The following is a 22,849-nucleotide window of genomic DNA, read 5'->3' as shown; positions in this document are numbered from 1 at the left end:
CCGGGTGGCTGCTGATTTCGACGCCGCCGAGGTCGATCCGGTCGCGCGGGTTCTCCCGTTGCTGCCGGTTCCGCACCTCGACCGGGAGTTCGACTACCTGATCCCGCGCGACCTGGACGCGGATGCCCGCCCGGGCGTCCGTGTCCGCGTCCGCTTCGCCGGACGTCTCGTCGACGGTTTCCTGCTCGCGCGTGCAGCGTCGAGCGATCACACCGGCAAGCTGGGCCGCCTCGACCGGGTGGTCTCGTCCGAGCAGGTCCTCACGCCCGAGATTGCTGCCCTGGCAGAGGAAGTGGCGACCCGTTACGCCGGGACCAGGGCGGACGTGCTGCGTCTCGCGGTGCCGCCACGACACGCACGCGTCGAGGCCGAGGCGCCGCGCACGTCGCAACCCGCGCCGGTGCCGGAGATCGATCATGCGGCGTGGGGCCGGTACCGGCACGGCGAGAACTTCCTCGAAGCGCTCGGGGGCGGCCGCGCCCCGCGTGCGGCCTGGCAGGCGCTGCCCGGCGAGGACTGGCCACGCCGGCTCGCCGAACTCGCCGCACTGACCCTCGGCTCGCAGAAGGCGGCCGTGCTCGTCGTCCCCGACCAGCGCGACCTCGATCGCCTCGTGTCGGCATGCGTCGACGTCGCCGGGGCCGATCACGTCGTCGGTCTCGCCGCGGGTCTCGGGCCGGCCGAACGCTATCGGCGGTGGCTCGCGGCATTGAGAGGATCCGCGCGCATCGTGGTCGGAACCCGTGCCGCGGTCTTCGCACCGACACCCGACCTCGGGCTCCTCGTGGTGTGGGACGACGGCGACGACCTGCACTGCGAGCCGCGGTCGCCGTATCCACACGCCCGCGAAGTGGCCGCTCTGCGGGCCCACGCGGTCGGTGCCGCGATCGTGATCGCCGGGCACGCGCGCACCGCGGAGACCCAGGCGCTCGTCGACGCCGGATGGGCACACGATCTCGTGGCACCCCGCGAGGTTGTGAGGGCGTGCGCTCCCAAGGTCACGGCCCTCGCCGACAGCGAGCAGGCACTCGCGCGGGACCCGGCGGCGCGTGCCGCGAGGCTGCCGGCCATCGCATTCGCCGCCGCGCGGTCCGCTCTCGCGGCAGAACGCCCGGTCCTCGTGCAGGTACCGCGGCGCGGTTACGTCCCCGCGCTGGCGTGCGGCAAGTGCCGGGCACCCGCTCGGTGCCGGCACTGCAACGGTCCGCTCGCGCTGCCCACCGCGGCCGGTCCCGACGGGGCCGCGATCCCGGCGTGCCGGTGGTGCGGTGTCGCCGACGCGCGGCACCGGTGCCACGCGTGCGGTGCACGTTCGTTGCGGGCCGTGGTCGTCGGGGCGGCTCGCACCGCAGAAGAACTGGGGCGGGCCTTTCCCGGTGTGCCCGTCGTGACCTCGGGCGGAAACGAGGTCAAACACGCGGTGCCCGGTGCGGCAGCGCTCGTTGTCTCCACCGTGGGAGCCGAACCGGTCGCCGAGGGTGGTTACGGAGCGGCGCTCCTCCTCGACGGGTGGGCGTTGCTCGGTAGGGCCGACCTGCGTGCTGCCGAGGAGACGATGCGGCGCTGGCTCACGGCGTCCGCGCTCGTGCGCTCGTTCGCCGACGGAGGACAGGTCGTGGTCGTCGCGGATTCCGGGATCCCCACCGTGCAGGCACTGGTGCGCTGGGATCCCGTGGGACACGCGCAATCCGAGGTCTCCGAACGAGCCGAGGTCGGATTCCCGCCCGCGGTTCACATGGCCGCGATCGACGGGTCGTCGGCGGCGGTCGCCGAACTGCTCGAGGCGACACACCTGCCCGAGGGGGCCGAAGTACTCGGACCCGTGCCGCTACCGCCGGGACAGCGACTGCCGTTCGGATCCGACGGACCCGAACCGGAAGACGTGCACCGGATGATCGTGCGGGTCGCACGGGAGCGCGGTCGCGCACTCGGCCGGTCCCTGCGCGACGCGCAGGCCACCCGCACGGCACGTCGCGCGGACGGACCGTTGCGGGTGCAGGTGGATCCGCCGCGCATCGGCTGACACGCCGTGCGGGAGATACTATTCGTCACAGTAACGAAGCTGGTGATTGTGACCGATCTCTTTCGTAGGTGCCGGGGAGGCGCACAGAAGGAGAGGGCGGACGAATGGGAGCCGGGCGGAGTTTCGGCGGCGTCGTCGGCGCATGCGTCGTCGCGCTGCTGACTGCGGGTACAGCGGCGGCGCAGCCGCTCTCGCCCGGTGACGGGCCGATCCTCGGTCTCGGGGAGGGTTCCGTCAGCAGCGTGCCGGTCCCGGCGGGACCGGTGGCCACCGGCCATGCCGAAGCGGCGGAGTACGCCGAGAACAATCCCGATATCGCACCTGCGGGCAGTAACGACTTCTCGTGCGTGCCTTCCGAGGAACACCCGCGTCCGGTGGTGCTCGCGCACGGCACCGATTCCAACGCGTACTCCGACTTCGCCGCGCTCTCACCGCTGCTCGCCGCATCCGGCTGGTGCGTGTTCGTCCTGAACTACGGATTCGCCGAGGGCGCCGACGACTACGGAACGGGCGACATCCGGGTCTCCGCAGCACAATTCGGCGACTTCGTCACCGAGGTGCAGGACGCCACCGGCGCGGAGGAGGTGGACGTCGTCGGCTATTCGCAGGGAGCCACCGTCGCCCGGTACTACATCAACGAACTCGGTGGTGCCGAGGTCGTCGACCGATGGGTGGGGATCGCATCCCCGAGCTACGGGGGCACCTTCTACGGAATCGGTGCCGCCGTCGCCGCACTGCCCGGAGCGACCGACATCGTCGAGGGTGAATTCTCCGTCGCGCTCGTGCAGCAGCTCGAGGGATCGGAACTGCTCACCGAACTCAACACGCCCACCGACACCGTTCCCGGCGTGCGTTACACGACCATCGGTACCGAGGTCGACGAAGTCATCCAGCCCGCCGGCAACGTCGCACTGCGGGGGGAGGGGGCCGTCGACTACGTGATCCAGGACCTGTGCCCGCAGGATCTGACCGGTCACTTCAACATGGTCTACGACCCGTTCTCGCTGCAACTTGCCCGGCACGTGCTCGATCCGGACCGGTACGCGCTCGGTGAGTGCAACCCCGTCGCGCTCGGTACCGGTATCCCCGAACTGATCCTCCAGTCCAACACCTGACCGCCGTGAGGCCTCACCGGCGCGGTGATGCAGGTCGCACGACGACGACTCCCTAGACTGTGGGAGGTCATCGCCATCGAAAACTGGAGCAACATCCGTGACATCCCCCCACAGTCCACACGCAGCGCACCCCATGTCCTCCCTGGCGGTGCTCTGACATGCGCGTGGTCTTCGCGGGAACACCGGAACCCGCCGTCCCGTCGTTGCTCCGCCTCATCGAGTCGTCGCGCCACGAAGTCGTCGCGGTGGTCACCCGCCCCGACACGACCGCCGGTCGCGGCCGGAAGGTCGTGCGATCGGCCGTGGGACAGATCGCCGACGAGCACGGTATCGAGGTGCTCACTCCGCGCACGCCGCGCGACCCCGAGTTCGTCGCTCGGCTGACCGAGCTCGCGCCCGACTGTTGCCCTGTGGTCGCCTACGGCGCCCTGATTCCGCAGCCGGTCCTGGACATCCCTGCACACGGATGGGTGAACCTGCACTTCTCGCTGCTGCCCGCCTGGCGTGGCGCAGCGCCGGTACAAGCGGCGATCGCCGCCGGCGACGAGATCACCGGTGCGAGCACTTTCCGGCTCGAAGCCGGACTCGACACCGGACCGGTCTACGGCGTCGTCACGGAGACGGTCCGTCCCACCGACACCGCCGGAGACCTGCTCGGCCGACTCGCCGAGGCGGGGGCCACGCTGCTCGAGTCCACCCTCGACGGACTCGAGGACGGCATCCTCACGCCCGCACCCCAGCCGACCGACGGTATCTCGCACGCTCCGAAGGTCACCGTCGAGGCGGCCCAGGTGCAGTGGACCCTTCCCGCGCACGTCGTCGACCGGCGGATCCGCGCGGTCACCCCCGCGCCGGGCGCGTGGACGATGATCGGCGACCTGCGAGTGAAGATCGGACCTGTGACGGTGACGGACGAGTCCCTCGAACCCGGTGAGCTCGAGATCCGCAAGGACGGTGTGCTCGTCGGAACCGCTACCACGGCTGTGCGGCTCGGGACGGTACAGCCGCCCGGAAAGAAGACGATGGCAGCCACGGACTGGGCGCGCGGCGCCCGTCTCGACCCGAAGGTGCGTGCGCGATGAGCGAGTCCGGTAGACCCCCGCGGGGCAAGCGCAATCCGGGGGGACGCACTCCCGCCGGGCGCGGTGGGCGCAACAGTGGAGGCAAGCCGGGTCGCCACCCGGGGTCCGAGCACACCCGCCGACCGTCGAAGCCGCTCGCCGACCCCGCCCGCGTCGCCGCGCGGGACGTGCTGCGCGCGGTGCGTGAACGCGACGCGTACGCGAATCTCGTTCTCCCCGCGCTGCTGCGCGAGCGGCATCTGGATGCGCGCGACGCCGCCCTGGCCACCGAACTCACCTACGGCGCGGCTCGTGCACGGGGTCTGCTCGACGCAGTGATCGCCGACGCCGCCAACCGTCCCGTCGACGAGATCGACGGTGCGCTGCTCGACGTGTTGCGGCTGGGCGCTTACCAGCTACTGCGCACGCGCGTCGCGCCGCACGCTGCCGTCGCCACGAGCGTCGACCTGGTGCGAGCGGAATTCGGTTCCGGCCGTGCCGGATTCGTCAACGCCGTGTTGCGTCGTGTGGGGGAGCGTTCCGAGGACGAGTGGATCGCACTGCTTGCTCCCGATCAGGAGCGGGACCCGGTGGGGCACTTGGCATTCCGATACGCCCACCCCCTGTGGATCGCCCAGGCGTTCGCCCACGCGCTCGGCGCGGACGCGTCCGAGCTCGCCGACGTCCTCGCCGCCGACGACGCGCGCCCGATCGTCCATCTCGTCGCCCGACCCGGTGTCATCACCGCCGAGGAACTCGCACTCGTCACCGGCGGTGAGATCGGTCCGTGGTCGCCGTACGCGGTGCACCTCGACCACGGCGACCCCGGCCGCCTCGAACCCGTTCGGGAAGGAATGGCCGCCGTCCAGGACGAGGGAAGCCAGCTCGTCGCTCGCGCCCTCACCCTCGCTCCTCTCGAAGGCGAGGATCGGGGCCGCTGGCTCGACCTGTGCGCGGGGCCGGGTGGAAAGGCGGCTCTGCTCGGCGCCGTCGCGGCGATCGACGGATTCGCCGTCGATGCCGTCGAACCGGTCGAGCACCGCGCCGAACTGGTCCGCAAGACCGCCCGCGACCTGCCGGTCAGGGTGCATGTCGCCGATGGGCGCGAGCCCGGCCTCGAACCGGGATACGACCGCATCCTCGTCGACGCTCCCTGCACGGGTCTCGGTGCCCTGCGGCGGCGTCCCGAGGCGCGATGGCGGCGGCAACCCGGCGATGTCGCCGAACTCGTGCGGCTGCAGAAGGAGTTGCTCGCGTCGGCGATCGGGCTGTTGCGCCCCGGCGGCGTGGTGCTCTACTCGACGTGCTCACCACACGTGTCGGAGACGGTCGCCGTCGTGTCCGACGCGGTGCGCCGCCACGGCGTCGAACAGCTCGACACACGCGAACTCGTCCCCGGCGTGCCACGGATCGGGGAGGGGCCGGGGGTCCAGCTGTGGCCGCATCGGCACGGCACCGACGCCATGTTCATGGCGGCGTTGCGTAAACCCGGGCGCTGATCGTGGAGGCCGGACACGGGCCGTCGTGTCCGGCTCCGGAAGAATGAAAGTCTTCTCATCTCGTCTTCACGATCGATTCACTCCGGTGCAGGATGCTGTTCTCCATGCCGGTGATGAAACGGATGCTCGTGATCGCAGCGCTTCTGCTGATCCCGGCGACCCTCGCGTGGGGGAGTCAGGTCCTGACGCGACCCGCGGGCTCGCCCGACGTCGGTGACGCGGCGGTCACCGTCTCCGTCGTGCCGACCACGACGCCGTCTCTCGAGACGGGGCCGGAACCCCGGCCCGCACCGGAGCAGGAACCTGCGCCTGTCCCGTCGGTCCCCGACATGGCGGCACCAGAGGTGTCGGCACCGCAGTCCGTCGTTCCGGCGCCGGCACCGGATCCTGGCTGGTCGGATGTCCAGCGTCAGCCCTTGCCGACCCCGCAGGTCGAGTGGGACGACGATGACGACTGGGACGGGGACGACGACTGGGACGGGGACGACGATGACGACTGAGCCCCGTGAGCCGGCCGGGAAGTATCCCGCCGGCGAGGCCCGCGTCGCTCGACTCGGCCGGGGATCCGCCCTTCCCGCCCGGTGGCGCATCCTCAGCTGGATCCTGCTCACGACGGCCGTGGCGCTCGTCGCGGTGGTCGTCACCGCGCGCGTACTGCTCCTGAACCACGTCGACCGCGATGCGAACGCCGACATCGCTCAGGAGATCGACGAGTTCCGCGCGTTCGCCGCCGAGGGCGTCGATCCCACCACCACGTACCCGTTCACCTCGGTGGAACGGATGCTCGAGGTATATCTCAACCGTCAGCACACCTCCGAGGGCGAGGTGATCGTCGGTGTCGTCGACGGTTCGCTGCTGTTCGACCGCCGCATCGCGGTGGATCGACCCGACCTGCCCGCGAACCTCACCGAGGACGGTGTGTTTTTCGAGCGCATCCTGACCGCCCCCACCGGCTCGGGGGTATACGAGGTGGAAGGCGGACAGATGCGCTGGGCCCGCGCCGACGTCACCTCCGGCGACGACCGGGGCGCGCTCATCGTCGCCGTATTCACCGCCGAACAGCGCGCGAAGGTGGCCGACACCGCGCGCACCATCGGACTGGTCGCGATCGGCGGACTCGGGCTCACCGCGATCATCGGCTGGTTGGTCGCAGGACAGATCCTGGCCCCGATCCGCCAGGTACGCGAGGTGGCCGCCGCGATCGGGGAGAAGGATCTGGCGAGCCGTGTGCCTGTGCACGGACGCGACGATATCGCCGCCCTCGCCGAGACCTTCAACTCGATGCTGGACCGCCTGGAACAGGCCTACACCACCCAGCAGCAGTTCGTGGACGACGCCGGCCACGAACTGCGGACGCCGATCACGGTGATCCGCGGGCACCTCGAACTCATGGATCTCGGTTACGACGCCGACAGTGCGACGCGAGAGGAGACGATCCGGCTCGTCGAGGACGAACTCGACCGAATGGCGAGGATCGTCACCGACCTGCTCGTTCTCGCCAAGGCCGAACGTCCCGACTTCGTGCAGCGCCGACCCGTGGACGTCACCGACCTCATGCTCGACGTCGAGGCCAAGGCGCAGATGCTCGGCAACCGTGTCTGGCAGCTCATGGAGATCGCCGAAGGTACGGCCGACATCGATGCCCAACGCGTCACCCAGGCGGTGCTGCAGTACGCGACCAACGCCGTCAGCCATACCCGCCCCGGGGACGTCGTCCAACTCGGATCCGCGTTCGTCGAACACGGCGGTGCCGAGTATCTCCGGCTCTGGGTTCGCGACACCGGGCCCGGTGTCGCGCCGGACGACGCCGCACGCATCTTCGAACGTTTCCGCCGTGGACGCACCATTCCCGGCGACCGCCACGGACCCGTCGCCGAACGCGGAGGGGCAGGTCTCGGGCTTGCCATCGTCCGCGCGATCGCCGATGCGCACCACGGCTCGGCCTGGGTCGAGAGCACGGTCGGGCACGGCGCGACCTTCGGCATCGACCTCCCCGTACGAGATCCCGCCGGCCCCGCCGACAGGGTCGGCACCGCCGGCCCCGCCCGCAGGGTCGTCACCGCCGACACAGTCGACACCCGAAGGACACCATCGCAGTGAGCCGAATCCTCATCGCCGAAGACGACACCCGCATCATCGCCTTCCTCGAGAAGGGACTGCGCGCAGTGGGATACACGACCACCGACGCCACCGACGGCGAGACCGCTTTGATGCTCGCCCGCAGCGGTGCCTTCGACCTGGTGATCCTGGACATCGGGTTGCCCCGCATGGACGGCTTCACCGTACTCGAGCGGCTGCGAGGAGAAGGGGTGCGGACGCCGGTGATCGTCCTGACCGCGCGGGACAGCGTCACCGACACCGTCGCAGGGCTCGAAGGTGGCGCCAACGACTACGTGAGCAAGCCGTTCCAGTTCGCCGAACTGCTCGCCCGCATCCGGTTGCGCATCGGCGACAACAGTTCGGCGGCCGATCCGGCCGCAGTGATCCGCGACGGCGACATGGCCCTCGACCTGCGGGCCAGGCGCGCCGAGATCGCCGGGGAAAGCATCGATCTCACCAGTCGCGAATTCGCCCTGTTCGAGGTGTTCCTGCGTCACCGCGGTCAGGTGCTCTCCCGCGAACAGATCCTCGGGCACGTGTGGGGATACGACTTCGACCCCGCGTCCAACGTGGTGGACGTCTACGTGCGCGCGCTGCGCAACAAGATCGGTGGTGACCGGGTCGAGACGATCCGCGGGGCGGGATACCGATTGCGATGACCTTCCATGCCACCGTCCCGCCGATCTCCGCTGCGCCACAGGCCCGTCCGCCTCGCAGATACTCGGCCCCGGGCCCCGGCCGGATCGCGGCCGTCGGGGTGCTCCTGGGCACGATCGGTCTGCTCGCGTATCTCACCCGCACCGATCCCGACCTGGCGCCCCCGGCCGCCGTCACCATGATCGTCTTCGCCATGGCCGTCTGGCTGTGGGTGTTCACCAAGATCGACGACACCTATGTGGCGCTCGGCGCAGCAGCGGCCCTCACGGTCGTCGGTGTGATCGACGCCGAGGCGCTCTTCGCGACGCTCGGTGACGACGTCGTGTGGCTTCTGTTGTCCGCCTTCGTGATCGCCTCGGGGGTGGCGTCGTCGGGTCTGGCGACGCGTGGTGCGGCCTTCCTGGTCACGGGAGCGCGCAGCCCGCGGGCGCTCGTGCACCTGGTGACGGCGGCGCTGATCGTCACCGCCTTTGCCGTTCCGTCGACCTCCGGTCGTGCAGCGCTGGTGCTCCCGGTGTTCGTCGCGCTCGCGACGGTCCTGGCCGACCGGCCACGCCTCGTGCGTGCATTGGCCCTGCTCTTTCCCACAGTGATCCTGCTGTCGGCGGTGGCGTCGTTACTCGGCGCCGGCGCACACCTGATCACCTCGCAGATCCTCCTCACTGCGACCGGCACCGGATTCGACTTCGCGACCTGGATGATCCTCGGGCTCCCGCTCGCGATCGCCTCGTCGCACGCCGCAGCCGAGCTGGTGCTGCTGTTGTTCACCTCGGCCGACGACCGGCGCGGACGCCTCGCGGTCACCGCCGCCGACATCGGCGCGCAGACCGAGACCCCGGTCTCCGGACCGTTCTCCGCCGCCGAATCCCGCGCCGCCCTACTGCTGGTCGTGGTGATGGTGCTGTGGTGCACCGAACCTGTGCACGGCATCCATCCGGCGGTGGTCGCCCTGCTCGGTGCGCTCGTCGCCACCTCACCGCGCTACGGTTCGGTGCGCCTCGCGCCCGCTCTGAAGACCGTCCCGTGGCCCCTGCTGCTGTTCATGGCGGCGACACTGTCGATCGGTACCGCGCTGACGACGAGCGGTGCGGCCGACTGGCTGGCATCGACGGCCTTCGGTCCGCTCACCTCGCGGGGAGAAGGCGCCGGCCCGCTGTTCGTGATCGTCGTGGTCGTGATCTCGACCGCGGCGCACCTGGTGATCCAGTCGCGCTCTGCCCGCTCGGCCGTCCTCGTTCCCGTCGTGGTGGCACTGGCACCGTCCGTCGGCGTCGATCCGCTCGCCGCAGCGTTCGTCTCGACGGCCGCGGCGGGCTTCTGTCATACCCTGCCGTCGTCGGCCAAACCGGTGACGTTGTTCGCGACGGTGCCCGGAACACCCACCTATTCGACTGCGGACCTGCTGCGCCTGGCGGTATGGCTCGGTCCGCTCATCGCCACGCTGGTTCTGCTGTTCGCGTGGTTCGTCTGGCCGTTACTCGGTCTGTCGCTGTTCCGCTGATCCATCTCCCGTCCCTGTTGTTCCCTCCCACGATCGGAGTCGTCATGGCCTTGAAGGTTCCCCATCGCGTGCTCGTCGCACCCAGTGGATTCAAGGAGAGTCTCGACGCACCCGGCGTCGCCGCCGCGATCGCTGCGGGCGTCCGCCGGGCCCTGCCGTGCGCGGTCGTCGATCTCGTGCCCGTTCCCGACGGCGGGGAGGGCACCGCCGAGATCCTCGCGCACGCGACGGGCGGCACCCTCGTCCCGGTCACCGTGACCGGTCCGGTCGGCGAGCCGGTACGGGCGAGCTGGGCACGGCTCGGCGGTTCCACCAGGGGTACGGCAGTCGTCGAGATGGCCTCGGCCGCCGGTCTTCGTCTCGTGCCCGCCGATCGTCGCGATCCCGGTGCCACCACGACCCGAGGAGTCGGTGAGCTCATCGCTGCTGCGCTCGACGACGGCATCCGCCGCATCGTGATCGGCTGCGGCGACTCGGGAACCAGCGACGGCGGAGCCGGGGCCCTGCGAGCACTCGGCGCCCGGATCCTCGATGAGGACGGCGTCGAGCTACCCGACGGGGGTCGACACCTCGCGCGCGCCGCGCGACTCGATCTCGACGGTCTCCACCCCGCGCTCGCCGACACCGAGATCGTCCTCGCCTGCAACGTCCACAACGTTCTGTGCGGGCCGGTCGGCGTCGCGCGGGTCTTCGGTCCGCAGAAGGGCGCGACGCCTGCGCAGGTGGAGGAGCTGTCCGCCTCGCTCGAGCGCTGGGCGGAGGTCCTCGAGCGGGACGGACGGGCTCATGACCTGGACGTGCGGCTCGGGGCGGGTACCGGTGCCTCCGGCGGACTCGGTGCCGGTCTGGCCGCCGGCATCGGCGCCCGGATCGCCTCCCGGTTCGACGTGCTGCTCGACAGCGGTTTGTCCGGTATCGATCTCGATTCGCTGATCGCGCGCGCCGACCTCATCATCACCGCCGAGGGCAGCATCGACTTCCAGACTCCGCGCGGGAAGGTGCCGGCGGAGATCGCCCGCCGTGCGCAGCGCGCGGGAGTGCCGGTCCTCGCCATCGCCGGGTCGCTCGGCGAGGGCGCACCCGACGTGCACGACGTCGGAATCGGAGCGATCGCGTCGATCATCCCTGTCCCGATGCGACTCGAGGACGCCGTCGCCAATGGTCACGACCTGCTCGTCGACGCCGCGGCGCGGTCCATGCGCTTGCTGATGCTCGGCTCCGCCGTTGCGAGTCGCAGCAAGGGCCGCGCGAAAAAGCGCAAGCACCGGGCCTCGGCGGCGTGACCAGCAGTTCCGCCCGCCGGCGGGCGGGGCCGAATAGGGTTCCGCTCATGCCCGAGATCGTCACCCTGACCATGAACCCGGCACTCGACGTCACGACCTTCACCGACGCGGTGGTGCCCACCCGCAAACTCCGCTGCGACGAGCCGTTCTACGACGCCGGCGGGGGAGGAGTGAACGTCGCGAAGGTCGCGCGCGTGCTCGGTGCCTCGGCCGCCGCCGTCTATCCGGCCGGCGGTGCGCGGGGTGAACAGATGAGTGGTCTGCTCGACGACGACGATGTCGAGGAGCACATCGTCCCCATCGCCGGGTCCACCCGCGAGTGCTTCACGGCGATCGACCGCCGCAGCGGTCAGGAATACCGTTTCGTCACTCCCGGTCCCGAGCTGACGGACGAGGAACAGGAACGCTGCCTCGCGACGCTGGAAAAGGCCGCCGAAGGCGCGAGGTACGTGGTGGCGAGCGGCAGCTTCCCACCCGGTGTACCCGGCACCTTCGTCCGACACATCGCCGCGGCGGCGCACGAGGCCGGCGCGCGGTTCGTCCTCGACTCGTCGGGCGATGCGCTGACCAGCATCGATTCGGGTGTCTACCTCGTCAAACCAAGTCTGGACGAGTTGTGCGAGTGGACCGGGCGGGAGTTGGCCACCGACGACGAGCAGATCGCGGCCGCGCGCGAACTCGTCACCTCCGGTGTCACGGAGATCGTGGTCGTCTCGCTCGGCGCAGACGGGGCGATCATGGTGACCGCCGACGAGGCTGTGCGGGTGCCGGCCCTGGCGGCCAAGGTGCGCAGCGCCGTCGGAGCCGGTGACAGCATGGTCGCCGGACTCGTCGTCGGACTGTTGCAGGAACGATCGCTGCGGGATGCGCTCGCCCTCGGGATCGCTTGCGGCACAGCGGCCTTGCTCACCGCTGGAAGTCACGTCTGCCGCCGTGAGGACATCGACCGCTTCGATGCCCTCGCCCGTGCGGTCTGACGACCCGCCGGTCGCACCGGTTCGACGACCGCCGTCCACACCGCGCGTGAGTGTGGGTCCCGCAGGGTGCGAACGGCTTCGGTAAGCGTCGAGTGGATGTACTCGAGCTCCGGGCTCGCAACGTCCGACCAATCCGCCGACTCGTCTGCCGCTGCGTCGTCCGTCCACGCCGATGTGTCGGCGCCGGGATCGTACCGCTGGATCCACCAGAGATTGCCGGACGGATCCGAGAACCGGGCGAGGACATCGCCGAAGAAGTCCGTCGGCCGTGTGACGATCTCCGCGCCGTGCTGCGTTGCGCGTTCGAGGACGGCATCGACGTCGTGCACGTGGACCCGCACGAAGGCGGGTGTGAACGGCCAGTCCGGTTTCCGGTCGGCGACCACGAGCACGGAGTCGCCGACCCGCACCTCGGCGTGGAGGAGCAGTCCGTCGTGGTCGAGGGTGCGCGCTTCGGGCACTTCCTCGGACTCGAAGACGGCGACGAGGAAGTCGACGAGTGCGGCTGCGCGGTCGGAGATCAGGAAAGTGTCGACGGTGTTCGATCCATCCGGCCGGGGAGGGAGGGATTCGCGGTGATGGAGAGCGGTCACGATGATCCTTTCGGTCGGGTGACTGCCAGCCTTCCGGGCATAACGGCCACGCGATGGCACCAATACGCCCGAGAGCGGAGATTCCCGGTGGGTTCGGCTGCGGGCGGCGGGTCCGACGCAGGTCCGATCCGGCGGAACGCGCCGATTAGACTCGTCGGTTGTGGCCCACCCGATGATCGCTCCGTCCATCCTGTCCGCGGATTTCGCTCGTCTCGCCGACGAGGCGCAGGCCGTCGCCGGTGCCGACTGGCTCCACGTCGACGTCATGGACGCTCATTTCGTTCCGAACCTCACACTCGGTCTCCCGGTCGTCGAGTCGCTGCTGAAGGCGACCGACATCCCGCTCGACTGTCACCTGATGATCGAGAACCCCGGGCGGTGGGCGCCGCCCTACGCCGAAGCGGGTGCGCACAACGTCACCTTCCACGCCGAGGCCACCGACGATCCGGTCGCCGTGGCCCGCGACATCCGCGCGGCCGGCGGCAAGGCCGGACTGTCGGTCAAGCCCGGTACCCCGATCGAGCCGTATCTCGAGATCCTGAAGGAATTCGACACGCTGCTCGTGATGAGCGTCGAACCGGGCTTCGGTGGTCAATCCTTCATTCCCGACGTCCTCGACAAGGCCCGTCAGGTCCGTCGTCTCGTCGATTCGGGTGAGCTCCGTCTGCTCGTGGAGATCGACGGAGGCATCAACGCCGACACCATCGAAGCCGCCGCCGAAGCCGGTGTGGACTGCTTCGTCGCCGGGTCCGCCGTCTACGGCGCCGCCGATCCCGGCGAGGCGGTCCGCAAGTTGCGGGCGCAGGCCGGGGCTTCGTCCCCGCACCTGACGCTCGCGCCGTGACCGCACCCGAGATCGCCGAAGCCTTCCAGTTCGCGCTCGACGCCTCGGAGGCCGTACGGGGCACGACCAGCCCCAACCCGCCGGTCGGTGCGGTGATCCTCGACGCGGACGGTGCGGTGGCGGGTATCGGCGCCACCGCCCCTCCCGGCGGCCCGCACGCCGAGGTGCGGGCACTCGTTGCAGCGGGGGAGCGTGCCCGCGGTGGCACCGCGGTGGTCACTCTCGAGCCGTGCAATCACACCGGCCGCACCGGCCCGTGCGCGCAGGCTCTCATCGATGCGGGGATCGCCACGGTCTACTACTCGGTCGCCGACCCGAATCCCGTCGCCGGTGGGGGTGCCGGCACTCTCCGTGCCGCGGGTCTCACCGTGCATCCCGGTCTCGGTGCCGAGGCCGTCACCCGCGGACCGTTGCGGGCGTGGCTGCATCGGCAGCACACCGGCCGGCCGCACGTGACGTGGAAGTACGCCGCCTCGATGGACGGCCGCAGCGCAGCCGCCGACGGCACGAGCAAGTGGATCTCCGGCCCCGAATCGCGGGCCCGGGTGCACGATCAGCGCAGCCGGCTCGACGCCATCATCGTCGGCACCGGCACCGTGCTCGCCGACGATCCGTGGCTCACCGCCCGTCTACCCGACGGGGAACTCGCGCCGCACCAGCCCCTGCGAGTGGTCGTCGGTATGCGTGAGATCCCAACATCTGCAAGGGTTCTCGACGACTCCGCGCCGACGCTGGTGCTGCGTACCCACGATCTCGGTGAGGTACTCGCCGCGCTCGACGACCGGCCCGACGTGCTGGTCGAGGGCGGACCCCGACTCGCGGGTGCGTTCCTCGCGGCGGGTTGTGTCGACCGCATCCAGGCGTACCTGGCACCCGTCGTGCTCGGGGCCGGCGAAGCCGCCGTCGAGGACGCCGGAGTGGGCACGATCGCGGACGCGCTACGGTTTCGCCGAGAACGCGTCGAGACGGTCGGCTCGGACATTCTCTTGACACTCGTCCCGGACCGGGACAACTGAATCGGACCCGGTCACGGATCGGGAGCTAAGGAGCGGAACATGTTCACGGGCATCGTCGAGGAACTCGGTGAGATCGTGGCGAAGGAGGACCTCGCCGACGCGGCGCGCTTCACCGTGCGCGGACCGTTGGTGACCTCCGACGCCAAGCACGGCGATTCGATCGCGGTCAACGGTGTGTGCCTGACGGTCGTCGACGTCCTCGACGGAGACTCCTTCACCGCAGATGTGATGCAGGAGACGCTCGACCGTTCGTCGCTCGGGCAGCTCACACTCGGCAGCTCCGTCAACCTCGAACGCGCCGCCGCTCTGAACAGCCGGCTCGGCGGTCACCTGGTGCAAGGCCACGTCGACGCCACGGGTGCCGTCGTCTCCCGGGCGCCTTCGGAGAACTGGACGGTCGTGCGCATCTCCCTCCCGGCCGAGATCTCCCGCTACGTCGTCGAAAAGGGCTCGATCACCGTCGACGGCGTCTCGCTGACGGTCTCGGGTCTCGGTGGGAAACGGGGCGAGGAGTGGTTCGAGATCTCGCTCATCCCCACCACCCTGTCGCTGACCACCCTCGGCGCCGCGGAACCGGGCACCCTCGTCAACCTCGAGGTCGACGTGATCGCCAAGTACGTGGAGCGCCTGCAGAACGCGCGCTGACGGGTCGTAGTGTGGAGATCGACAATGGACGCGGAGCACGAGTCGTCCGGATACGAGAGTTGGAGTCCAGGGAAGTGACGAGGTTCGACACCATCGAGCGCGCGGTCGCCGACATCGCCGCCGGTAAGGCGGTCGTCGTGGTCGACGACGAGGACCGTGAAAACGAGGGCGACCTCATCTTCGCTGCGGAGAAGGCGACGCCCGAACTCGTGGCGTTCATGGTCCGGTACACATCCGGGTACCTGTGCGTGCCTCTGGACGGAGAGGACTGCGACCGTCTCGGTCTTCCTCCCATGTACAGCGTCAACCAGGACAAGCACGGCACCGCCTACACGGTCACCGTCGACGCGAAGGAAGGCATCGGCACGGGCATCTCCGCGTCCGACCGCGCCGCCACCATGCGGCTGCTCGCCGACCCGAACACCACCGCCCAGGACTTCACGCGTCCCGGCCACGTGGTGCCGCTGCGGGCCAAGGAGGGCGGCGTCCTGCGCCGGCCCGGCCACACCGAGGCGGCCGTCGACCTCGCCCGCATGGCAGACCTGCGACCGGCCGGCGTCATCTGCGAGATCGTCTCGCAGAAAGACGAAGGCGAGATGGCCCGCACCGACGAGCTGCGGGTCTTCGCCGACGAACACGAGCTCGCGCTGATCTCGATCGCCGATCTCATCGCGTGGCGCCGCAAGCACGAGAAGCACGTCGTGCGCGTCGCGGAGGCCCGCATCCCCACCCGGCACGGCGATTTCACTGCTGTCGGCTACCAGAGCATCTACGACGAGGTCGAACACGTCGCGCTCGTCCGCGGCGATATCGCCGGTCCGGACGGCGACGGCTCCGACGTGCTCGTCCGCGTGCACTCCGAATGCCTGACCGGCGACGTCTTCGGGTCGCTGCGTTGCGACTGCGGTCCGCAGCTCGACGCCGCCCTCGAGATGGTCGCCGAGGAAGGCCGTGGCGTCGTCCTCTACATGCGCGGCCACGAGGGACGCGGCATCGGCCTGATGCACAAGCTGCAGGCCTACCAGCTGCAGGACTCCGGCTCCGACACCGTCGACGCCAACCTGCAGCTCGGCCTGCCCGCCGACGCCCGCGACTACGGCATCGGTGCACAGATTCTCGTCGACCTCGGCATCTCGTCGATGCGGCTGCTGACCAACAACCCGGCCAAGCGTGTCGGTCTCGACGGCTACGGCCTGCAGATCACCGAACGTGTCCCGATGCCGCTGCGCGCGAACCGCGAGAACATCTCGTACCTGCGCACCAAGCGCGACCGTATGGGCCACGACCTGATCGGTCTCGACGAATTCGACGAGGGAGACGCCTGATGAGCGGCGAGGGCCTGCCCGACCTGCAGCTCGCCGACGCCGCGGGCCTGAGCCTCGCGATCGTCGCGGGTCGCTGGCACACCGAGATCTCCGACGCCCTCATCGCCGGCGCACAGCGGGTCGCCGAGCAGGCAGGCGTCACCGACGTCACGCTCGAGCGCGTCGCGGGAGCGATCGAGCTCCCTGTCGTCGCACAGCAACTGGCGCGCACCCACGACGCGGTCGTCGCGCTCGGCGTGGTGATCCGCGGCGGCACGCCGCACTTCGAGTACGTGTGCGACGCCGTGACCTACGGCCTGACCCGGATCGCGCTCGACGAGGGCACCCCGGTGGGCAACGGTGTTCTCACCACCGACACCGAACAACAGGCTCGCGACCGCTCCGGTCTGCCCGGCTCCGTGGAGGACAAGGGCGGACAGGCCTGCGCGGCTGCGCTCGACACCGCCGTGACGCTGCGGCGGCTGCGGAAGGCGACGCGTTGACCCGCGACGAGACCGGCTGGGATCTCGAGGTACGCCCGGAGAAGATGCGGCGCTGGGTCGTCGTGGCGGCCGTCGTCGTCCTGGCCGTGCACATCTTCGCCGCGCTCGTACTCCGCGGGGGCGGTGACACCGGGGTGAACCTGCGGTTCGTCGACCAGATCGCGATCCTCGCCATCGGCATCGTGCTCACCGGGGGCGTCCTGCTGTTCACCCGGCCGCGGTTGCGTGCCGGGGCGGGTGGAGTGACCGTCCGCAACGTCGTGGCGGAACGACACATCCCGTGGACCGACGTGCGCGGACTGTTCTTCGACCACGGTGCGCCCTGGGCACGGCTCGAGTTGCCGTTCGACGAGTACGTGCCCGTCGTCGCCATCCAGGCGCGCGACGGGGAACTCGCCGTGAACGCGCTCGAGCGTTTCCGCGAACTCGAGTCCCGCTACACCGGCGGAGCCGTCAGCGACAACAACGACGGCGGAGCCGTCAGCGACAACAACGACGGCGGAGCCGTCAGGGGTGACGACTAGCCTGGACCTGTGCCCGACCCCTCGACATATCGCCCTGCCCCCGGCTCCATTCCCACGGAGCCGGGGGTCTACAAGTTCCGCGACCCGCACGGCCGGGTCGTCTACGTCGGCAAGGCGAAGAACCTTCGCTCGCGCCTGAACTCGTACTTCGCCGACATCGCTTCGTTGCATCCGCGCACCCGCCAGATGGTGACCACCGCGGGCCGGGTCGAGTGGACGGTGGTGCGCACCGAGGTCGAGGCACTCCAGCTCGAATACAACTGGATCAAGGAGTTCGACCCGCGCTTCAACGTCCGCTACCGCGACGACAAGACCTATCCGATGCTCGCGGTCACGTTGAACGAGGAATATCCTCGGCTGTTCGTCTACCGCGGGCCGCGCCGCAAGGGTGTGCGCTATTTCGGTCCCTACTCGCATGCCTGGGCAATCCGCGAGACCCTCGATCTGCTGCTGCGGGTGTTCCCGTCGCGCACGTGCTCGGCGGGGGTCTTCAAGCGGCATGCGCAGATCGGCCGTCCGTGCCTGCTCGGCTACATAGACAAGTGCTCCGCGCCCTGCGTCGGGCGCGTGTCCGCAGACGAGCACCGTCGCATCGTCGAGGACTTCTGCGACTTTCTCGCCGGACGCACCGACAAACTCGTGCGCGATGTCGAGAAGCGGATGCAGGCTGCGGCGGAGGAGCTCGACTTCGAGACCGCCGCCCGCCTGCGCGACGATCTCGGTGCGCTGCGCAAGGCGCTCGAGAAGCAGGCGGTCGTGCTCGGCGACGGCACCGACGCCGACCTCGTGGCCTTCGCGGGCGACGACCTTGAGGTGGCCGTGCAGGTCTTCCACGTGCGTGGCGGTCGCGTACGGGGTCAGCGTGGCTGGGTCGTCGAGAAGTCCGGTGACGTGCTCGACCGTCCCGAGGACCGCGACGTCACCGGCGTCGAGGCCGCCGAGGGAACGGACGACGCCGAAGAACTCTCCCTGCTCGTCGAGCAGTTCCTCACCCAGTTCTACGGTGAGGAGGCCGCGCTCGACAGCGGCGACACCGACACGACCAGCGCCGTGCCGCGCGAGGTGCTCGTCCCCGCCCTGCCGCCGGATCCGGACGAGATGAGCCGCTGGCTCGGACGCCTGCGGGGCGGCCCCGTGCGCCTGCGCATCCCGCAGCGCGGCGACAAGAAGGCCCTGGCCGATACAGTCGAGCGCAACGCCAAGGAAGCACTGGCCCAGCACAAGCTGCGGCGCGCGGGCGACTTCAACGCGCGCTCGGCGGCCTTGCAGGGCATCCAGGACGCCCTCGACCTCGACTCGGCGCCGCTGCGCATCGAATGTGTCGACATCAGCCACGTGCAAGGCACCGACGTCGTCGCATCGCTCGTGGTGTTCGAGGACGGGCTGCCGCGCAAGTCCGACTACCGGCACTACGCGATCAAGGAGGCCGCCGGAGACGGACGCAGCGACGACGTCGCCTCGATCGCGGAGGTGACGCGTCGACGCTTCCTCCGGCACAACCGCGACGTGGCGCGGCAGACGGATGCGGCCGAACCGGGGTCCGACGGAGGTGACGGCGGGGATCTTGCGCCCGAGGCGGCATTGGACCCGGCGACGGGCCGACCGCGCCGGTTCGCGTACCCACCGAACCTGTTCGTCGTCGACGGCGGTGCACCGCAGGTCGCGGCCGCGGCGGAGGTCCTCGACGAACTCGGCATCACGGATGTCGCTGTCGTCGGACTCGCGAAGCGCCTCGAGGAGGTGTGGGTGCCGGGGGAGGAGGATCCGGTGATCCTTCCGCGCACCAGCGAGTCGCTGTTCCTGTTGCAGCGCATCCGCGACGAAGCGCACCGTTTCGCCATCGGTTACCACCGGAGCAAGCGGTCCAAGCGGATGACGGCGTCCGCTCTCGACGGGGTCCGCGGTCTCGGCGACACCCGGCGCAAGGCGCTCGTCACCCATTTCGGGTCGGTCGCACGGTTGCGGGAGGCGAGCGTCGAGGAGATCACCGCGGTGCCCGGGATCGGGCAGGCCACCGCACGTGCCGTGCTCGAGGCGTTGCGGGACGACACGTCGCCACCGGCCGCCCCACCGCAGGACGGTACCGACGCGCCGGCGGTCGCGGATGCGGGCGACACGCCGGTAGGCGATGATGGCTCCGTCGGCGTGTCGGGAGTACGAGCGGAGTCGGAACAGTGACCGAAGTGGGTCGGATCCCGGGAACGGCGGACGGTGCGGAGTCGGGAGTCGACGGTGAGCGGCCGGCACAGGCCGAAGTCATCGTCGTCACCGGCCTGTCCGGGGCAGGGCTGAGTACGGCGGCGACCGCCCTCGAGGATCTCGGATGGTACGTGGCGGAGAACCTTCCGCCCCAGTTGATGCTGTCCATGATCGATCTCGCGGTGCAGGCCGAGCCTCCACTGCAACGTCTCGCCGTGGTGATGGATGTGCGCAGCCGGCTGTTCACCGGCGACCTCGAACGCGTCGTCACCGACCTCGCCGCCCGCCCGGTCAACACCCGTGTGCTGTTCCTCGAAGCGGCCGACTCGGTGCTCGTCCGGCGATTCGAACAGGTGCGCCGCAGTCATCCGCTGCAGTCCGATACGGCCGACCGCACACTCACCGACGGCATCGCCGTCGAACGCGAGCAGCTCGCTCCCGTCAAGGCCGCCGCCGACCTCGTGATCGACACCTCCGCGCTGTCGGGGCCCGATCTGCGCCGCAAGATCGAGGCGGCCTTCGGCGACGCCGCATCCGACACCATTCGAGTGACGGTGGAGTCGTTCGGCTTCAAGTACGGCCTGCCCATGGACTCCGATGTCGTGTGCGACGTGCGGTTCCTGCCGAACCCCCACTGGATCGCCGAACTGCGTCCGCACACCGGGCAGGACGCGGCGGTGCGCGACTATGTACTCTCCCGCGACGGTGCCGAGGATTATCTCGCCACCTACCACCGGCTGCTCGATCTGACGACGGCCGGTTACCGTCGGGAGGGGAAGCGCTACATGACGATTGCAGTGGGCTGCACGGGAGGGAAACACCGGAGCGTGGCGATGGCCGAGGCCCTCGCCGCACGCCTGGAGCAGGCACCGGATCTCACGGTGAACGTGGTGCACCGGGATCTGGGGCGCGAGTGAACTCCGACGAGGCGCCGAATTCCCAGGAGGCGATGCCCGGACCTGCGATCACGGCTCTCGGTGGCGGCCACGGCCTGTACGCCACCCTCAGCGCCGTACGGCGCCTCACCGAGCGGGTCACCGCCGTGGTGACCGTCGCCGACGACGGGGGCTCCTCCGGGCGGCTGCGCGCCGAACTCGGCGTCGTCCCACCCGGTGATCTGCGCATGGCCCTCGCCGCCCTCGCCGGCCCGGACGACGAGGTCCGGGTGTGGACCGAGACCGTGCAGCACCGTTTCGGGGGGACGGGTGCACTCGCCGGGCACTCCGTCGGCAACCTGATCCTCGCCGGGCTCGCCGAGGTGGCGGGCGACACCGTCACCGCGCTCGAGATGCTCGCCCGCGTCCTCGACGTGCGCGGCCGTGTCCTGCCCATGTCACCGATACCGCTCGACATCGAGGCCGACGTGTCGGGACTCGAATCCGATCCCCGGGTGAGCCGGTGCATCCGCGGGCAGGTCGCGGTGGCGACCACCCCGGGCAAGGTGCGCAGGGTCCGCCTGATCCCCGCCGACCCGCCGGCCTGCGCTCCTGCGCTCGACGCGGTGTGCGAGGCCGACCTCGTGGTGCTCGGCCCCGGATCCTGGTTCTCGAGCGTCATCCCGCATGTGCTCGTCCCGGATCTGCACGAGGCGCTCGTCCACACGAAGGCGCTCAAGGTCCTCGTGCTCAACCTCGCGGCGGAACCGGGGGAGACCGCGGGATTCTCGGCCGAGCGTCACCTGCACGTTCTCGCCCAGCACGCACCCGATTTCCGTGTCGACCACGTCGTCGTGGATGCTGCCTCGGTACCGGAAGGACGCGAGCGCGAGCACCTGAGCCGGTCCGCGGCCCGATTCGGAGCGGACGTCTCGTTCGTCGAGGTCGCGGAGACCGGTACGCATCGACACGACCCCGCCAAGTTGGCCGGGGCACTGGAAACATGTCTGTCCTCGCGCGGTGGAAACCGCGCCGCACGCGGGGACGGGAGGGAGAGCGTCTCGTGGCAATGACAGCGGAGGTCAAGGACGAGCTGAGCAGGTTGTCGGTCACCAGGATCAGCAACCGCAAGGCCGAGGTGTCCGCCCTTCTGCGTTTCGCCGGGGGATTGCACATCGTCGCCGGACGGGTGGTCGTCGAGGCCGAAGTGGACCTCGGATCGATCGCCCGCCGTCTCCGCCGCGAGATCTTCGAGCTCTACAGCTATCCCGCCGAGATCCAGGTGCTCGGTGCGGGTGGACTTCGCAAGAGCTCCCGGTACGTCGTCCGGGTCGGCAAGGACGGCGAGGCGCTGGCCCGCCGCACCGGCCTGCTCGACGGCCGGGGACGACCCGTACGTGGCCTGCCGGCACAGGTGGTCGGTGGCAGCGTCTCCGACTCTGCCGCGGCCTGGCGAGGGGCCTTCCTTGCGCACGGGTCGCTCACCGAACCGGGCCGGTCCTCGGCACTCGAAGTCAGCTGCCCCGGCCCGGAGGCCGCCCTCGCGCTCGTCGGTGCGGCCCGCCGGCTCGGCGTCACCGCCAAGGCCCGCGAGGTGCGCGGCGCCGACCGCGTCGTGATCCGCGACGGCGAGGCCATCGGCGCGTTGCTCACCCACATGGGCGCGCAGGACACCCGGCTGGTCTGGGAGGAACGCCGCATGCGCCGGGAGGTGCGCGCGACCGCGAACCGCCTCGCCAACTTCGACGACGCGAATCTGCGCCGGTCCGCACGCGCCGCAGTGGCGGCCGCCGCGCGGGTCGAACGGGCGCTGGCGATCTTGGGAGAGGACGTGCCCGACCACCTCGCGGCCGCCGGGTCGCTGCGCGTGCAGCACCGCCAGGCGTCCCTCGAGGAACTCGGTCAGCTCGCCGATCCCCCGATGACCAAGGACGCCGTGGCAGGGCGGATCCGCCGCCTGCTGTCGATGGCGGATCGTCGCGCGAAGGAACTCGGGATACCAGACACGGAGTCGGCCGTCACCGCTGAGTTGCTGGACGAGGCATAGCGGGGCAGGCTTGCAACGGAGTTCGCGCCACGACAGGGCGGCTCCCCTCGGACGACCACGGCCCACTAGGGTAGGGGTCACAC

21 protein-coding genes are annotated in these 22,849 nt (G+C 70.2%); 20 read left to right on the top strand and 1 reads right to left on the bottom strand.

What is annotated here, in order from left to right; translation table 11 throughout:
- Positions 1 to 4 precede the first annotated feature (4 nt).
- From GON09_RS07105 to GON09_RS07060, 10 genes are all read left to right on the top strand, one after another.
- A complete protein-coding gene (locus tag GON09_RS07105) occupies positions 5 to 2,023 on the top strand; it encodes a primosomal protein N' (RefSeq protein ID WP_213931195.1) in 2,019 nt (672 codons plus the stop codon).
- A 104-nt stretch (positions 2,024 to 2,127) separates the two neighbouring features.
- Entirely contained in the window at positions 2,128 to 3,138 is a 1,011-nt protein-coding gene (locus tag GON09_RS07100; RefSeq protein ID WP_213931194.1) for an esterase/lipase family protein, read from the top strand.
- Between the two features lie 158 nt (positions 3,139 to 3,296).
- Positions 3,297 to 4,220 (top strand): methionyl-tRNA formyltransferase, encoded by a 924-nt coding sequence (gene fmt, locus GON09_RS07095; RefSeq protein WP_213931193.1) that lies wholly within the window; start codon positions 3,297 to 3,299, stop codon positions 4,218 to 4,220.
- Positions 4,217 to 5,698 (top strand): RsmB/NOP family class I SAM-dependent RNA methyltransferase, encoded by a 1,482-nt coding sequence (locus GON09_RS07090; protein WP_213931192.1) that lies wholly within the window; start codon positions 4,217 to 4,219, stop codon positions 5,696 to 5,698. Before fmt ends, GON09_RS07090 begins: the two co-directional genes overlap by 4 nt.
- A 104-nt stretch (positions 5,699 to 5,802) precedes the next feature.
- Complete coding sequence (locus GON09_RS07085) at positions 5,803 to 6,198, top strand: hypothetical protein (RefSeq protein WP_244867003.1); 396 nt, start codon at positions 5,803 to 5,805, stop codon at positions 6,196 to 6,198.
- Positions 6,188 to 7,798, top strand: a complete 1,611-nt coding sequence (locus tag GON09_RS07080; RefSeq protein WP_244865428.1) for a sensor histidine kinase — start codon at positions 6,188 to 6,190, stop codon at positions 7,796 to 7,798. The genes GON09_RS07085 and GON09_RS07080 overlap by 11 nt, the downstream gene beginning before the upstream one ends.
- Positions 7,795 to 8,457: a response regulator transcription factor gene (locus GON09_RS07075; protein WP_213931190.1), complete on the top strand. Its 663-nt coding sequence runs from the start codon at positions 7,795 to 7,797 to the stop codon at positions 8,455 to 8,457. The genes GON09_RS07080 and GON09_RS07075 overlap by 4 nt, the downstream gene beginning before the upstream one ends.
- Positions 8,454 to 9,956, top strand: a complete 1,503-nt coding sequence (locus tag GON09_RS07070; RefSeq protein ID WP_213931189.1) for an SLC13 family permease — start codon at positions 8,454 to 8,456, stop codon at positions 9,954 to 9,956. Before GON09_RS07075 ends, GON09_RS07070 begins: the two co-directional genes overlap by 4 nt.
- Positions 9,957 to 10,000: 44 nt before the next feature.
- Entirely contained in the window at positions 10,001 to 11,239 is a 1,239-nt protein-coding gene (locus tag GON09_RS07065) for a glycerate kinase family protein (protein ID WP_213931188.1), read from the top strand.
- 47 nt (positions 11,240 to 11,286) lie between these two features.
- The gene (locus GON09_RS07060; protein WP_213931187.1) at positions 11,287 to 12,216 is read left to right on the top strand and encodes a 1-phosphofructokinase family hexose kinase; all 930 of its coding nucleotides are present in this window, start codon (positions 11,287 to 11,289) and stop codon (positions 12,214 to 12,216) included.
- Here GON09_RS07060 and GON09_RS07055 read toward each other — a convergent pair.
- Positions 12,159 to 12,809: a VOC family protein gene (locus tag GON09_RS07055; protein ID WP_307854335.1), complete on the bottom strand. Its 651-nt coding sequence runs from the start codon at positions 12,807 to 12,809 to the stop codon at positions 12,159 to 12,161. The two genes, GON09_RS07060 and GON09_RS07055, sit on opposite strands and share 58 nt — an antisense overlap.
- 160 nt (positions 12,810 to 12,969) lie before the next feature.
- On the opposite strand from GON09_RS07055, the gene rpe reads away from it, so the two are divergent.
- From rpe to whiA, 10 genes are all read left to right on the top strand, one after another.
- Positions 12,970 to 13,653, top strand: coding sequence for a ribulose-phosphate 3-epimerase (gene rpe, locus GON09_RS07050; RefSeq protein WP_129976702.1), 684 nt, complete (start codon positions 12,970 to 12,972; stop codon positions 13,651 to 13,653).
- Entirely contained in the window at positions 13,650 to 14,669 is a 1,020-nt protein-coding gene (gene ribD, locus GON09_RS07045; RefSeq protein ID WP_213931186.1) for a bifunctional diaminohydroxyphosphoribosylaminopyrimidine deaminase/5-amino-6-(5-phosphoribosylamino)uracil reductase RibD, read from the top strand. The genes rpe and ribD overlap by 4 nt, the downstream gene beginning before the upstream one ends.
- A gap of 39 nt (positions 14,670 to 14,708) precedes the next feature.
- On the top strand, positions 14,709 to 15,314 hold the full coding sequence (locus tag GON09_RS07040) for a riboflavin synthase (protein WP_213931185.1): 606 nt from the start codon (positions 14,709 to 14,711) through the stop codon (positions 15,312 to 15,314).
- Between the two features lie 74 nt (positions 15,315 to 15,388).
- On the top strand, positions 15,389 to 16,639 hold the full coding sequence (locus tag GON09_RS07035) for a bifunctional 3,4-dihydroxy-2-butanone-4-phosphate synthase/GTP cyclohydrolase II (protein ID WP_213931184.1): 1,251 nt from the start codon (positions 15,389 to 15,391) through the stop codon (positions 16,637 to 16,639).
- Complete coding sequence (ribH, locus tag GON09_RS07030) at positions 16,639 to 17,121, top strand: 6,7-dimethyl-8-ribityllumazine synthase (RefSeq protein WP_213931183.1); 483 nt, start codon at positions 16,639 to 16,641, stop codon at positions 17,119 to 17,121. Before GON09_RS07035 ends, ribH begins: the two co-directional genes overlap by 1 nt.
- On the top strand, positions 17,118 to 17,645 hold the full coding sequence (locus GON09_RS07025; RefSeq protein WP_213931182.1) for a PH domain-containing protein: 528 nt from the start codon (positions 17,118 to 17,120) through the stop codon (positions 17,643 to 17,645). The genes ribH and GON09_RS07025 overlap by 4 nt, the downstream gene beginning before the upstream one ends.
- Before the next feature lie 9 nt (positions 17,646 to 17,654).
- Positions 17,655 to 19,823 carry an excinuclease ABC subunit UvrC gene (gene uvrC, locus GON09_RS07020; RefSeq protein ID WP_213931181.1) on the top strand — a complete coding sequence of 723 codons (2,169 nt, stop codon included), beginning with the start codon at positions 17,655 to 17,657 and terminating at the stop codon, positions 19,821 to 19,823.
- A gap of 14 nt (positions 19,824 to 19,837) precedes the next feature.
- On the top strand, positions 19,838 to 20,761 hold the full coding sequence (gene rapZ, locus GON09_RS07015) for an RNase adapter RapZ (RefSeq protein ID WP_213934328.1): 924 nt from the start codon (positions 19,838 to 19,840) through the stop codon (positions 20,759 to 20,761).
- Between the two features lie 32 nt (positions 20,762 to 20,793).
- Positions 20,794 to 21,792 (top strand): gluconeogenesis factor YvcK family protein, encoded by a 999-nt coding sequence (locus GON09_RS07010; protein ID WP_213931180.1) that lies wholly within the window; start codon positions 20,794 to 20,796, stop codon positions 21,790 to 21,792.
- Positions 21,783 to 22,766, top strand: coding sequence for a DNA-binding protein WhiA (gene whiA, locus GON09_RS07005; protein ID WP_213931179.1), 984 nt, complete (start codon positions 21,783 to 21,785; stop codon positions 22,764 to 22,766). The genes GON09_RS07010 and whiA overlap by 10 nt, the downstream gene beginning before the upstream one ends.
- Positions 22,767 to 22,849: the final 83 nt, after the last annotated feature.

Source organism: Rhodococcus sp. B50 (assembly GCF_013602415.1).
Lineage (GTDB): Bacteria > Actinomycetota > Actinomycetes > Mycobacteriales > Mycobacteriaceae > Rhodococcus.
This window is presented reverse-complemented; position numbering and strand designations above follow the sequence as displayed.

Bases quoted from the DNA above. Each gene is read 5' to 3' on its own strand.
- GON09_RS07100 (WP_213931194.1), top strand. From the start codon at position 2,128: ATGGGAGCCGGGCGGAGTTTCGGCGGCGTCGTCGGCGCATGCGTCGTC.
- GON09_RS07065 (WP_213931188.1), top strand. From the start codon at position 10,001: ATGGCCTTGAAGGTTCCCCATCGCGTGCTCGTCGCACCCAGTGGATTC.
- GON09_RS07040 (WP_213931185.1), top strand. From the start codon at position 14,709: ATGTTCACGGGCATCGTCGAGGAACTCGGTGAGATCGTGGCGAAGGAG.
- GON09_RS07010 (WP_213931180.1), top strand. From the start codon at position 20,794: ATGCCCGGACCTGCGATCACGGCTCTCGGTGGCGGCCACGGCCTGTAC.
- GON09_RS07090 (WP_213931192.1), top strand. From the start codon at position 4,217: ATGAGCGAGTCCGGTAGACCCCCGCGGGGCAAGCGCAATCCGGGGGGA.
- fmt (WP_213931193.1), top strand. From the start codon at position 3,297: ATGCGCGTGGTCTTCGCGGGAACACCGGAACCCGCCGTCCCGTCGTTG.
- GON09_RS07070 (WP_213931189.1), top strand. From the start codon at position 8,454: ATGACCTTCCATGCCACCGTCCCGCCGATCTCCGCTGCGCCACAGGCC.
- ribH (WP_213931183.1), top strand. From the start codon at position 16,639: ATGAGCGGCGAGGGCCTGCCCGACCTGCAGCTCGCCGACGCCGCGGGC.
- GON09_RS07085 (WP_244867003.1), top strand. From the start codon at position 5,803: ATGCCGGTGATGAAACGGATGCTCGTGATCGCAGCGCTTCTGCTGATC.
- GON09_RS07060 (WP_213931187.1), top strand. From the start codon at position 11,287: ATGCCCGAGATCGTCACCCTGACCATGAACCCGGCACTCGACGTCACG.
- GON09_RS07080 (WP_244865428.1), top strand. From the start codon at position 6,188: ATGACGACTGAGCCCCGTGAGCCGGCCGGGAAGTATCCCGCCGGCGAG.